Origin of the sequence: Bacillus sp. PS217 (assembly GCF_037963535.1) — a bacterium.
In the GTDB taxonomy this organism is placed as follows: domain Bacteria; phylum Bacillota; class Bacilli; order Bacillales; family Bacillaceae; genus Bacillus; species Bacillus subtilis.
In genome coordinates, this window is sequence record NZ_CP150157.1 from 3944261 (window position 1) to 3956698 (window position 12438).

At 43.9% G+C, this 12438-nt stretch carries 13 protein-coding genes and 2 riboswitches; of the genes, 9 read left to right on the plus strand and 4 right to left on the minus strand.

Annotation, left to right across the window (positions count from 1 at the left end; translation table 11 throughout):
* Positions 1-102: 102 nt before the first annotated feature.
* Positions 103-1200 (minus strand): maltodextrin ABC transporter ATP-binding protein MsmX, encoded by a 1098-nt coding sequence (msmX, locus tag NSQ83_RS20430; protein WP_003242648.1) that lies wholly within the window; start codon positions 1198-1200, stop codon positions 103-105.
* Positions 1201-1320: 120 nt separating this feature from the next.
* Positions 1321-2214, minus strand: a complete 894-nt coding sequence (locus NSQ83_RS20435) for a PucR family transcriptional regulator (RefSeq protein WP_046664013.1) — start codon at positions 2212-2214, stop codon at positions 1321-1323.
* A gap of 183 nt (positions 2215-2397) precedes the next feature.
* Here NSQ83_RS20435 and NSQ83_RS20440 point away from each other — a divergent pair, with 183 nt between their 5' ends.
* Positions 2398-3855 carry an aldehyde dehydrogenase family protein gene (locus NSQ83_RS20440; protein ID WP_080529964.1) on the plus strand — a complete coding sequence of 486 codons (1458 nt, stop codon included), beginning with the start codon at positions 2398-2400 and terminating at the stop codon, positions 3853-3855.
* A 41-nt stretch (positions 3856-3896) separates the two neighbouring features.
* Here the strand turns inward: NSQ83_RS20440 and NSQ83_RS20445 are convergent, their stop codons facing one another.
* On the minus strand, positions 3897-4733 hold the full coding sequence (locus NSQ83_RS20445; protein ID WP_003242615.1) for a YitT family protein: 837 nt from the start codon (positions 4731-4733) through the stop codon (positions 3897-3899).
* A 79-nt stretch (positions 4734-4812) separates the two neighbouring features.
* Positions 4813-4915, minus strand: a riboswitch (guanidine-I (ykkC/yxkD leader).
* Positions 4916-5303: 388 nt separating this feature from the next.
* Here NSQ83_RS20445 and NSQ83_RS20450 point away from each other — a divergent pair.
* Positions 5304-5846: a DUF4352 domain-containing protein gene (locus NSQ83_RS20450; protein WP_003227255.1), complete on the plus strand. Its 543-nt coding sequence runs from the start codon at positions 5304-5306 to the stop codon at positions 5844-5846.
* 71 nt (positions 5847-5917) lie between these two features.
* Here NSQ83_RS20450 and galE read toward each other — a convergent pair whose 3' ends face one another.
* Positions 5918-6937, minus strand: a complete 1020-nt coding sequence (galE, locus tag NSQ83_RS20455) for a UDP-glucose 4-epimerase GalE (RefSeq protein ID WP_003227253.1) — start codon at positions 6935-6937, stop codon at positions 5918-5920.
* 227 nt (positions 6938-7164) lie between these two features.
* Between galE and NSQ83_RS20460 the strand changes: the two genes are divergently transcribed.
* The 7 genes from NSQ83_RS20460 to NSQ83_RS20490 all read left to right on the plus strand — a co-directional run bounded on the left by NSQ83_RS20460 (position 7165) and on the right by NSQ83_RS20490 (position 12205).
* Complete coding sequence (locus NSQ83_RS20460; protein ID WP_029726184.1) at positions 7165-7638, plus strand: DUF1453 family protein; 474 nt, start codon at positions 7165-7167, stop codon at positions 7636-7638.
* Between the two features lie 17 nt (positions 7639-7655).
* A complete protein-coding gene (gene yxjM / locus NSQ83_RS20465) occupies positions 7656-8876 on the plus strand; it encodes a two-component system sensor histidine kinase YxjM (RefSeq protein WP_069703598.1) in 1221 nt (406 codons plus the stop codon).
* Positions 8863-9519 (plus strand): two-component system response regulator YxJL, encoded by a 657-nt coding sequence (gene yxjL / locus NSQ83_RS20470; RefSeq protein WP_024571477.1) that lies wholly within the window; start codon positions 8863-8865, stop codon positions 9517-9519. Before yxjM ends, yxjL begins: the two co-directional genes overlap by 14 nt.
* A 49-nt stretch (positions 9520-9568) precedes the next feature.
* A complete protein-coding gene (pepT, locus tag NSQ83_RS20475; RefSeq protein WP_069703597.1) occupies positions 9569-10801 on the plus strand; it encodes a peptidase T in 1233 nt (410 codons plus the stop codon).
* Positions 10802-10906: 105 nt separating this feature from the next.
* On the plus strand, positions 10907-11035 hold the full coding sequence (locus NSQ83_RS20480; RefSeq protein ID WP_003227241.1) for a hypothetical protein: 129 nt from the start codon (positions 10907-10909) through the stop codon (positions 11033-11035).
* 289 nt (positions 11036-11324) lie between these two features.
* Positions 11325-11588, plus strand: coding sequence for a hypothetical protein (locus tag NSQ83_RS20485; RefSeq protein ID WP_010886640.1), 264 nt, complete (start codon positions 11325-11327; stop codon positions 11586-11588).
* A gap of 128 nt (positions 11589-11716) precedes the next feature.
* Positions 11717-12205 (plus strand): LURP-one-related/scramblase family protein, encoded by a 489-nt coding sequence (locus NSQ83_RS20490; protein WP_032725093.1) that lies wholly within the window; start codon positions 11717-11719, stop codon positions 12203-12205.
* A 65-nt stretch (positions 12206-12270) separates the two neighbouring features.
* A riboswitch (SAM riboswitch) is annotated at positions 12271-12377 on the plus strand.
* Positions 12378-12438 lie beyond the last annotated feature (61 nt).

Genomic DNA, 12438 nt, shown 5'->3' on the forward strand with positions numbered 1-12438 from the left:
CTCCTGCTTTCTGTCTATTTCTTCCTCCTTTTTCATCGGTTTGATTTTGAGATTTTCAATAGCAAAAAACCGGACATGTCTCCATGTCCGGTTTTTTTGATCTTATCGAATTCTCACTTCTGTCTCACTGTCAAAGAAATGGCCTTTATTCATATCAAATGCAACCGTCAGTTCATCGCCCGATTGAATATCGAGGCGGGCGTCGATCCGCGCAATAAAGTCTTGGTTGTCGATCTGCGAATAAATCATGATTTCAGAACCGAGCAGCTCTGCAACATTGATTTTGGCCTTAATCGAAGAGTTCTTATATGATTCCACGACAATCAATTCATCATGTATATCCTCAGGACGGATGCCGAAGATGACCTCTTTGCCGATGTAGCCTTTTTCACGCAGCACTTTCATTTTTCCTTCCGGGACGGTTAATGCCGCAGAACCGATTTTGATTAAGCCATCCGTGAGCTTCCCTTTGAAAAAGTTCATCGCTGGTGATCCGATAAACCCGCCGACAAAGACGTTTTCAGGGAATTCATAAACATCCTTCGGCGTCCCGATCTGCTGAATTTTCCCATCTTTCATGACTACGATCCGTGTCGCCATCGTCAGCGCTTCTGTCTGGTCATGTGTCACATAAATCGTTGTAGTTTGCAGTCTCTGGTGGAGCTTAATGATTTCCGCCCGCATTTGCACCCTCAGCTTCGCGTCCAGGTTTGACAAAGGCTCATCCATCAGGAACACCTTTGCATCCCGCACAATTGCCCGGCCCAGCGCAACCCGCTGTCTCTGTCCGCCTGAGAGCGCTTTCGGTTTACGGTGCAAATATTCCTCCAGCCCGAGAATTTTAGCGGCTTCTTCGACTCTTTTTTTGATTTCAGGCTTCGGCATTTTCCGAAGTTTGAGCCCGAACGCGATATTATCGTAGACCGTCATATGCGGATAGAGCGCGTAGTTCTGAAATACCATCGCGATATCCCTGTCCTTTGGCGCTACATCATTAACCCGTTTTCCTTCAATATAAAAATCGCCTTTCGAAATTTCTTCAAGTCCTGCGACCATTCGCAGCGTCGTTGATTTCCCGCAGCCGGACGGGCCGACGAATACGATAAATTCCTTATCGGCAATATGAAGGTTAAAGTCATCAACCGCCGGTTCCTTTTGATCATAAAATTTATAAATGTGCTCCATCCGCAATTCAGCCATCTAACATCCCCCTTTGTTATTGTAAACGCTTTCTTATATTGAGTGTAACAGCAATTCCCTCTCGCTAAAATGGGCAGCGTTCATAAAATCATCCAGCCATTTTTCGTGCATATTTCCAATTTATTCTGAACTTTCATTTTGCAGGCAGATAAAATAGGCAAGAAGCGCGCCTTTGTACGATTTGATATCTATCCCTGACCGCTCAATAAATTTATCAATCCGATATTGCAGGCTGTTGCGATGCAGATGCAGCTTTTTCGCTGTTAATGTGACGTTTGAGTTGTTTTCAATAAACAGCTTAATGGTCTTCCTTAGCTCAGATTCACTTCCAAATAAAAGCTCAGCTTCTTCAGAGAGCAGTGTTTCCAGTTTTTCTTTTTCTGTTTCTAATAATAGAAAAGGAAAGATCATCTCAAAGGTCACACTCTGCACCTGAGGCAGCCGTTTTTCAGCAAACAGGAAATACGCCTGTTCACGAGTGTAATGTTTTCGCAGACACTCATCCGGCTCGTAAAATCTTCCGGCGTAAAAACGGACACTGAAGTAGAAATCACTTTCAAGAACTTTTGCGAGCGATTCCAGTTCGCCCTTCTTCGCCGCCGCTTCACTTTCCTGCTCGACAATCACGCCTCTGTCCTCATGAATCCACACAATCACAAAAGACACCGGCCAAAAATGGCGAACCGCTTCCGTAAAGGACGTCCTTTCTATTTTGCCGAATAAATGAAAGTGAACAAATCTCGTCCGTTTCTTTATGTACGCCGGCAATTCCCCTCTGGAAAAAAGGAACGAAAACCACTTGTTTTCCTCAGGTGATTTCATAGACAGTTGATTGCCCTCATCCGCAGGCGTCAAAAATGATTGCAGCACCAATACTTCTTTTTCACTGATCTCTGTTTTCGGAATGGAGATATATCTCTGATTGCTCTCATCAAAAAAACATAGACAGCCTTCCCTTATGCAAAGCTCCTCAGACACAATCGAACCGGGATAAATAGCCAGCAGCGATTTCATAGAGTCTCCTCTCTTATGTAAGGATCTGTATATTCAGTATAAGGCGAAACACACATGTTCTCCACTAAAAAAGAGTATATCCGGTATAGATAGACGAGAAACTGAAAGGGAAACCTCATTCGTTTACATATTGGCTTCAGCGGAAATAGAAGAGGATATGCAGGACCAAAGGAGGGTCATCTTATGAGTTTCGAAACGTTAAACAAAAGTTTTATCAACGGAAAATGGACTGAGGGAGAAAGCGGACGTACGGAGGACATTTTGAATCCGTATGACCAGTCTGTGATCACAACAGCAACTTTGGCAACGGGCAAACAGCTGGAGGATGCGTTTGGCATTGCACAGAAAGCCCAAAAAGAGTGGGCCAAGAGCACAACGGAAGACCGAAAAGCCGTCCTGCAAATAGCGCGCGGCTATTTACAGGAAAACCGTGATGACATCATTTTGATGATCGCCCGCGAAACTGGCGGAACGATCATTAAATCAACAATCGAGCTGGAACAAACGATTGCGATTTTAGATGAAGCCATGACGTATACTGGTGAATTAGGCGGCGTCAAAGAGGTGCCATCCGACATTGAAGGGAAAACCAATAAGATTTACCGCCTTCCGCTAGGTGTCATTTCATCGATTTCTCCATTTAATTTTCCAATGAATTTATCTATGAGATCCATTGCGCCCGCAATTGCGCTGGGTAACAGTGTTGTTCACAAGCCTGATATCCAAACTGCTATTTCCGGCGGGACCATCATTGCGAAAGCGTTTGAACACGCCGGTCTTCCTGCCGGTGTCCTTAACGTCATGCTGACGGATGTAAGGGAAATCGGGGACGGCATGCTCACCAATCCAATCCCGAGATTAATCAGCTTTACAGGGTCAACAGCAGTCGGGCGCCACATCGGTGAAATCGCCGGGCGTGCCTTCAAACGAATGGCACTTGAGCTCGGCGGCAACAATCCATTTGCCGTTCTTTCAGATGCGGATGTCGATCGTGCTGTGGATGCCGCGATTTTCGGAAAATTTATTCACCAGGGACAAATCTGTATGATTATCAACAGGATCATCGTTCATCAAGATGTATACGATGAGTTTGTAGAAAAATTCACCGCCCGTGTCAAACAGCTTCCGTATGGCGATCAAACCGATCCGAAAACCGTTGTCGGCCCGCTGATTAACGAGCGCCAAATCGAGAAAGCGCTGGAGATCATTGAGCAGGCAAAGACAGACGGCATTGAGCTTGCGGTTGAAGGAAAACGCGTCGGAAACGTGCTGACGCCGTACGTCTTTGTCGGTGCGCACAACAACAGCAAAATTGCCCAAACGGAGCTGTTTGCCCCAATCGCGACCATTATTAAAGCTGGCAGCGATCAGGAAGCGATTGACATGGCTAATGATACCGAATACGGCCTCAGCTCTGCGGTTTTCACTTCTGATTTAGAAAAAGGCGAAAAGTTCGCCCTGCAAATTGACAGCGGCATGACCCATGTCAACGACCAGTCCGTCAATGATTCGCCGAATATTGCCTTTGGCGGAAACAAAGCAAGCGGTGTCGGCCGCTTCGGTAATCCGTGGGTCGTCGAGGAATTTACCGTGACGAAATGGATTTCGATACAGAAGCAATACCGCAAATATCCGTTCTAAATGAAAAAATCCCTCTGCTTCAAGTACAGAGGGATTTTTCTTTATTTAGATATATCCACAAACCCTTCGCCAAACACATCGCGTACGTCATGAACGATCACAAACGCTTTTTTGTCGCAGCTTCTAATGATTTTTTTCAGCATAGACAGCTCCTGTTTGTTAATGACGATATACAAAATCTCTTTTGATTGGCCCGTATAATTTCCCTTCCCTGATAAAATCGTCACGCCCCGATCCATCAAGGTATTCACCTGCTCTGCAATCTCACTCTTATTTTCTGAAATGACCGTAATGGCTTTTTTCGTATTCAAACCTTCAATAATGAAGTCCATCACTTTGGTACCGATATACAGCATCACGATCGTAAACATCATTTTTTCTGCACCAATAATAAAATAAGAGCTAAATACTACGATTAAATCAAAAAACAAGAGTGCATAGCTGATATTCCAGTCTAAATATTTATTAGCAATTCTGGCCAGAATCGCGGAACCAGCCGTCGTCCCGCCGACCCGGATAATCATGCCGATCCCGACTCCGGCAAATACACCTGCGAAAATCGTATTAATGATCAATTCATCAGACGGAATGCTCCACCCATGTGTCAGATGAAGAAAAAGCGAATTTGCCGCAACCGCAATGATCGTATAAACCGTTGTTTTTCCATCCAGAAACTTGTAGCCGATTAAAAGCAAAAACGCATTTAAGATAAAGTTCGTGACACCAGGAGACCATTGAAACAGATAATACAATATCAGCGTAATCCCAGTGACTCCGCCTTCCCCAAGATCATTGGGAATCGCAAATAAATTAACCGCAAGCGCGAAGAAAAAAGCGCCAATCACAAGCATAAGTACATCCAGCATTCTCTTTTTCATCACGAAAACACTCCTTCTCATTGTTCTGTTCTACTAGCAAATAAAAAAACCCAGGAGAACGCTCTCGAAAAAGAGCAGAAACTCCTGGGCTTTTATCCCACCGTGTCATAACAGCCAAGCTGCTATGTGTTTTCTCTCGGTCACAGTCCAATTTGCATTGCGGAACCCTAGAAAACCACTGTTTTTATCATATCCTTTTCACTTTCCAATATTAGCATTATAAGGGACGGTTCGAATTGGTTCAAGGGGTATTTGCGGAGTTTTCATCAGATAAGCTGGAAGAAAAAACGATTTATCTATTAAAAAAGAACAGATATAACCGATAAGAAAAAAAGCATATATTTTACAAGTAAATTTAACTATAAATGATAATAATTATGAGAAATTCATAATTTTATATTGACTAAGTGAAATAATATAGGCATTATAGTACATATGTTTCGTACATTTTATTACATAGGAGGAAATATAATGGCAGGAAAACTAGTACCCTGTAAAGCTTGCGGTCAAGAAATTGCAAAGGGTGTAAAAAAATGTCCTAACTGCGGTAAGGATCAACGTAACTTTTTTATGCGACATAAAATCATTACGTTTATTCTCGCAGTTGTTGTCATCATTATTATCGGTAATATGATTGGCGGCGGAGGCGGTTCAGAAGCCACTTCCAAAACATCAAGCGGAAGCAAAGCAGAAACTGAAAAAACATACAATATCGGTGATACTGTAAAAACTGAAAAAACTGAAGTGACAGTTACGAAGGTAGAGGACAGAGATACTGTCGGTACTCAATATGTTGAAAAGAAAGCATCTGATGGTGGTACAATTGTAGCTGTTCAATATACAATTAAAAACGTATCTAAAAAGCCAATAAGTTCTTTTTCAATTCCAACTGTTAAATTAGTTGATGCTGATGGTACTTCTTATGATTCTGATATTGATGCTTCTGTAAACTATGCAACTGAGACAAAAGTTGATAACTCTAAAATTTTGAGTGATCTAAATCCTAATATTAAAGTAACAGGTGTAAAAGCATTTGAAGTTGACAAGGAAGCTTATGCAAAAGGCACTTGGAAACTAAAATTCAGTAATGATGTTATTGTGAAAATCAAATAACAGCTAACAAGGGTGCCTGTTCAGGCACCCTTGTTCTTTAAAGGCCTTCTCTATTGAGAAGGCCTCCATTCTTATTCCGCACTCTTATACCCATTCACATTAGAAGACTGCCATCTCCAGGAATCAGCACACATTTCCTCAAGGCCGCGTTTCGCTTCCCAGCCCAGTTCCCGCTTGGCTTTCGCAGGATCTGCAAAGCATGTGGCGATGTCTCCCGGACGGCGGTCCGCAAAACGGTACGGAACCTCTTTCCCTGACACTTTTTCAAAGGCTTTGACCATTTCAAGCACGCTGTAGCCTGTGCCTGTTCCAAGGTTGTATGCATCGGCTCCTGTAGAGTTCAATACTTTTTCCAGCGCCTTGACGTGGCCTTCTGCGAGATCAACGACGTGAATATAATCGCGTACGCCTGTCCCGTCTTTTGTCGGATAGTCATTTCCGAATACGTTTAATTGCTCGAGCTTCCCGACTGCTACCTGTGCCACATACGGCATAAGGTTATTAGGGATTCCGTTCGGGTCTTCACCGATCCGTCCGCTTGGATGCGCGCCGAACGGGTTAAAGTAACGAAGCAGCGCAACGCTCCACTCATTGTCGGCTGTATGCAAATCACGCAATATTTGTTCAAGCATGAGCTTCGTCTGCCCATAAGGATTTGTCGCGCCTAATGGAAAGTCCTCCGTAATCGGCGATGTTTCCGGAACGCCGTACACTGTCGCAGATGAACTGAATACGATTTTCTTGACGCCGAATTTCTCCATGGCCTCGCATAAAATAAACGTTCCTGTCAGATTGTTATGATAATATTTGAGCGGAATCGCCACAGATTCACCGACTGCTTTTAACCCAGCAAAATGAATCACAGCTTCGATTTCATTTTCAGCAAAAACCGCATCTACCGCTTCCCGGTCCAATAAATCCGCTTCGTAGAACGTTAAATCTTTTCCCGTAATCTCCTTGACACGGTTCAGCGCTTCAGCCGAACTGTTAGACAGATTATCAAGAACAACAATCTCGTAGCCGCTGTTCAATAGTTCAACACATGTGTGGCTGCCAATGTACCCGGCACCGCCAGTAACAAGTATTGCCATGATGTAACCCTCCTAAAAAATGACCTGTTTTCATTATATAGTGTTTAAAACCGGTCCACATCCATTTTTAAGAAGTTTAATCGTTTATTAATAGTTTTTTCATATATTATCAGCATTTTCTTACCTTTATGCAGCGTGAACAAGTATAGCAGCTGAAAAATCAATCTGCCGGTTGACGTTTTTCTTTCCCTTTTTCGCTATGCTTAATGCAGAAAGGATTTGATGACATGGCGATGAGCCCATATATTTTTATTGTATTGATTCTTATTATTTTATCGATGTACCGAGAGAGAGCTGTCAGACCCGGGAAGTTGCTGATCATTCCGCTGCTGCTCTTATGGGGCGTATCAGCATCGTTTCAGCCGGCGTATTTTCATTCCGTATTACATGTGGCGATCAGCGGCATTTTATTATTAATCGGGCTGGCCTGCGGGTTTGGCATTGGAAAGATGGTAAACGTGCGGATTCACCCGGAAACCGGAAAGGTCACTTCACGCGGCTCCCTTGGAAGTGTTATTCTCATTCTAGTGATACTTTCTTTGCGCATGGCCGCGAGAACATGGCTGCCTGAGAGCAACGAGATGTTTATTGCCATTATTCATTCTATGTTCTTCATTCCCCTCGGCACCATCACAGCACGCAACATCATGCTTTACAAAGCATACCGACGGCTGACCGACGGCAAAGTATCCATTCAATAACCGAAAGAAGGATCAGCATGAACGGACAAACTCCGGCTCGGCACTACTACAAGAAGCTTGTGCCGAGCCTTATTCTCATTTTGAATTGCATACAATTTTTATCTCACCCAGCCAAAGCTGATCCCATTTTGTTAGCATTTGTATTTGCGGTATACTTAGCATTCATTTGGATCATTCCCTATGTGGCATCCACTGCTGTTAGTTTGTGCATATTCATCGGACTCTGGCTCCTGACCGATTTCTTTTGGGCTGTTTCCGGCCAAGAGCAGGGTGCCGCCTATTTTTTGATTGTATTTTTAATGATATATGCCGCCTTTAGACTCCCTTCACGGCTATCCTTGATCTTCACAGCATGTTTAATTGGAGGCAACATATTACTCCTATCCTCACATGGAGGAAGCTTGAATACCATCATCAGCAACATCTCGATCATGATCGGACTCTACGTCTTCTTCTCCTCCATGCGTTTCAGACGAGAAGCGAGAAGGGAGGCTGAACGAAATCATGCTGAATTGGCGAAAATGCATGTGCAGCTGGAGCATGCTCATAAAGAACTCCAGAAAGCGCATGCAGAGCTGCAGGAGGCTTCTGTTCTTTCATTAAGGTACGCGGTCCTTGAGGAACGTACAAGAATCGCCCGCGACATTCATGACAGCATCGGTCACGAGCTGACTTCTGTGATTGTTCAGCTTCAATCTCTTCCCTATATCCTTAAAAGCAGCAAGGAAGATTCAGAAAAAGTCATTCAAAATGTACTGAGTGTCGCCAGGGAATGTCTTCAAGAAGTACGGTCTGTCGTTCACCAAATGGGCCGTAGTGAATCGATGGTGGGGCTTACCGCTTTGCGGGGGCTCATTCATCAAGTGGAGGAACGGAGCGGCTTGTACGTTTCTTTAGATACTGCCGGACTGTCAGAAGAGTCTTGGCCTCCAAACGTGAGCGAAACGATCTACCGCATCTTGCAGGAAGCGCTGACCAATATTATTCGTCACGCTGACGCTTCCCATGCGGCGGCCGTCATTTCTAACGACAAGTCCCATCTCTATGTCACAATCACCGACGACGGACAATTCACCGGCAGCCTTACTTATGGATTTGGCCTAACAGGAATGAAAGAGCGCGCAGAAAAAGCAGGCGGTTCCCTTACTTTCAGTGCCATACAGCCGAGCGGCCTGAAAATTGAGCTGTCATTGCCGCTCATGACAACGAATAAGGAGCAAAAAGATGAACAAAGATAAAATACGCGTCGCGCTTGCCGATGATCAGCCGCTTGTGCGTGAAGGCTTCCGCTACGTCATCAACGCACAGACGGATATGACGGTTTCTGGTGAGGCCGGCGACGGTCACGATATTATAGCACTCGCAAAACAAACAAAACCCGATGTCATCCTCATGGATGTCCAGATGCCGCGTTGCTCAGGCATCGAAGCGGCGAAAGACATTATGTCCGCACTTCCAAATACAAAGATAGTCATTTTAACCACCTTTGACACGGAAGAATACGTATTTGAAGGCATCCGTGCGGGCGCAGTCGGCTATCTGCTGAAGGATACACTTCCTGAGGAGTTGATAGATGCGATTCGCGCTGCGGCGAGAGGCGAGGCGATTTTCCGTACAGTCACAGCTGCTAAAATTATCAGTGAGACATTTCGAGCGAAGCAACAGCCCCATGCCGAAGAACTGGCAGAGCCGTTCACCAAAAGAGAGCTTGAGGTTCTTCAGCAAATGGCCTACGGATTGAGAAATGAGGATATTGCTGAAAAGCTTTTCGTCAGTGAAAGCACTGTGAAAACCCACGTGCACCGCATCCTGCAAAAATGCAATGCCCAAGACCGGACACAGGCAGTCGTTTTTGCCATTCGAAACGGTATTGTGCAATAGAAATCTCTCATCCCGCCATGCTAAAATAAGACAAAGGAGATGATTGGAAATGAAAGAAGAAATCATTGAACGGTTTACTACATATGTAAAAGTCGACACACAGTCCGATGAATCCGTTGACACTTGTCCTTCCACACCCGGCCAATTGACATTAGGAAACATGCTCGTTGATGAATTGAAGTCCATCGGCATGCAGGATGCAGCCATTGATGAAAACGGCTATGTCATGGCAACTCTTCCCTCCAATACTGAAAAAGACGTGCCGACAATCGGCTTTCTCGCTCACGTCGACACCGCTACAGACTTTACCGGCAAAAACGTGAATCCGCAAATCATCGAAAGCTATGATGGAAAAGACATCGTTCTTAACGAACAGCTGCAGGTCACCCTGTCACCTGATCAATTCCCTGAGCTGTCTGGCTATAAGGGCCATACACTCATCACCACAGACGGCACTACCCTTCTCGGCGCAGACAATAAGGCCGGTATCGCTGAAATCATGACAGCCATGGATTACCTCATCAAACACCCTGAAATCAAGCACGGCGCGATCAGAGTCGCCTTTACGCCTGATGAAGAAATCGGAAGAGGGCCGCACAAATTTGATGTGAAACGGTTCAATGCTTCCTTTGCCTACACGGTTGACGGCGGGCCGCTCGGCGAGCTTGAATACGAAAGCTTCAATGCCGCTGCCGCAAAAATTACGATTAAAGGCAACAACGTACATCCCGGCACGGCAAAAGGGAAAATGATCAACTCTGCGAAAATCGCGATGAAGCTGAACAGCCTGCTGCCGGCAGACGAAGCGCCTGAATATACGGAAGGCTATGAAGGCTTCTACCACCTGCTGTCGATTCAAGGAGACGTAGAGGAAACAAAGCTCCACTACATTATTAGAGACTTTGACAAAGAGAATTTCCAAAACAGAAAAGAAACAATGAAGCGTGTCGTTGAAGAACTTCAAAACGAATACGGACAAGACAGGATTCTGCTGGATATGAACGACCAATACTACAACATGAGAGAGAAAATTGAACCTGTCATCGAAATCGTCAACATTGCCAAGCAAGCGATGGAAAACCTCGGCATCGAACCGAAGATTTCTCCCATCCGCGGCGGCACCGACGGATCGCAGCTGTCCTATATGGGGCTTCCGACGCCAAACATCTTTACAGGCGGGGAAAATTTCCACGGCAAATTTGAATACATCTCAGTTGACAACATGGTCAAAGCCGTAAATGTTATCGTTGAGATTGCAAAGCAGTTTGAAGCGCAAGCCTAATGCCAAAAAACCAGTCCAAAAAAGGACTGGCTTTTTTGTGTGAAAGTGAAACATTTTAAACGCGTCCTCCGTAAAACAAGTATTAACAAATGAGGAGGAAAAACAATGACAAAACATGCAATCGCTGCAAAGAGTCTCTTGAAAAAATGGATCATTTCCAGGCCGCTTAACATGCAAAAGAAATCCAGCCCATTTCAAAAAATCAGAAAAATGTTCAAACGCTTCTTCAAATAAAACATTCAAATCCCCTAAATACAATCCGTATTCACCCGTACCGCCCAAATGCTCCGTAATTTGGGTTTTTTGTGTTCAATTCCGCAAAATAGGGTATAAACCAAACAAGCAAGAAAACAGCACCCAAAAACAGGCAATTCGAATTACGTAAACTTAGGTTAAAAGTTATATAAAGTAATTTATTTTATCGTCGATAGTAACTATAGAACCAATCATCAACAAGAGCAAACAGCGTAATTCAAGACTATTTTCAGGTCATCAGGTAATACTGTTTTAGAGGGACAGTTTCTTGTTATTTATTGATTTAGAATTTTTTGAATACTTTTTGGCATTTTATCCGTACAATAGAGAGTACCAAAACTTTTTTTGGGAGGTATGTAATATGATCCTATTTATTATCATCGCATTATGCGGCTATCTTCTTTTTTCTTTCAGCAAGGACAATCGCCGCAAACCGCAAAAGACAAGCCCTCTGCCAGCAGCCGCACCTCATCACAACAACCTAATCGACCTTGACGCCATCCGCCAAAAACGCCGGATGCATCTTTCCTAATTCTATATTTCAAACGAAAAGGCTGCTGAATCACGCAGCCTTTTAAAATTGTTTTGATTTAGAGCCTGAAACCTTTTCGCCACATATCCGTAATTTCATACAAGGCAAACCCAAAGGAGACTTCAGCAATGATCGAGTTATTTATGAAACAAAAAATGTTCTCATTTAAAGATGCATTTCACATTTATGACCGGGATGAACAAGAAACATTCAAGGTGGAGGGGCGTTTTTTCTCGTTAGGAGACTCATTACAAATGACAGACTCATCTGGGAAAACGCTCGTTTCCATAGAACAAAAACTAATGTCTTTATTGCCGCGCTATGAGATTTCAATTGGCGGGAAAACAGTTTGTGAGGTAACGAAGAAAGTAACGTTTTTCAAACCGAAATTTGTGATTTCCGGGCTTAACTGGGAAATCGATGGTGATTTATGGAGGGATGAATTCCAGCTGACGGACGGGGAAAATGTCCGGATGTCAGTGAGCAAAAAGTGGCTCAGTTGGGGTGATTCCTATCACTTGCAGATTGCAAACGAGGAAGATGTTCTGATTTGCACTGCCATCGCTATCGTGCTTGATATGGTTTTATATAACGATGAAGATGAAAGTATTTTCTAAAAAGCATTGACAATTGATCCAAAAGTAATAATATTAAGATAATTGAAATCTGAATATGAAGTTGTACCTTATCAAGAGAGGTGGAGGGACTGGCCCTATGATACCCGGCAACCGCTGTTTCAAACAGAATGGTGCTAAATCCTTAAGAACATTGCGTTCTTGCAGATGAGGCGGAGATTTGATCGTTCAAGCTCTTCCTTCACAAAGGAAGAGCTTTTTACATGCTCAATATT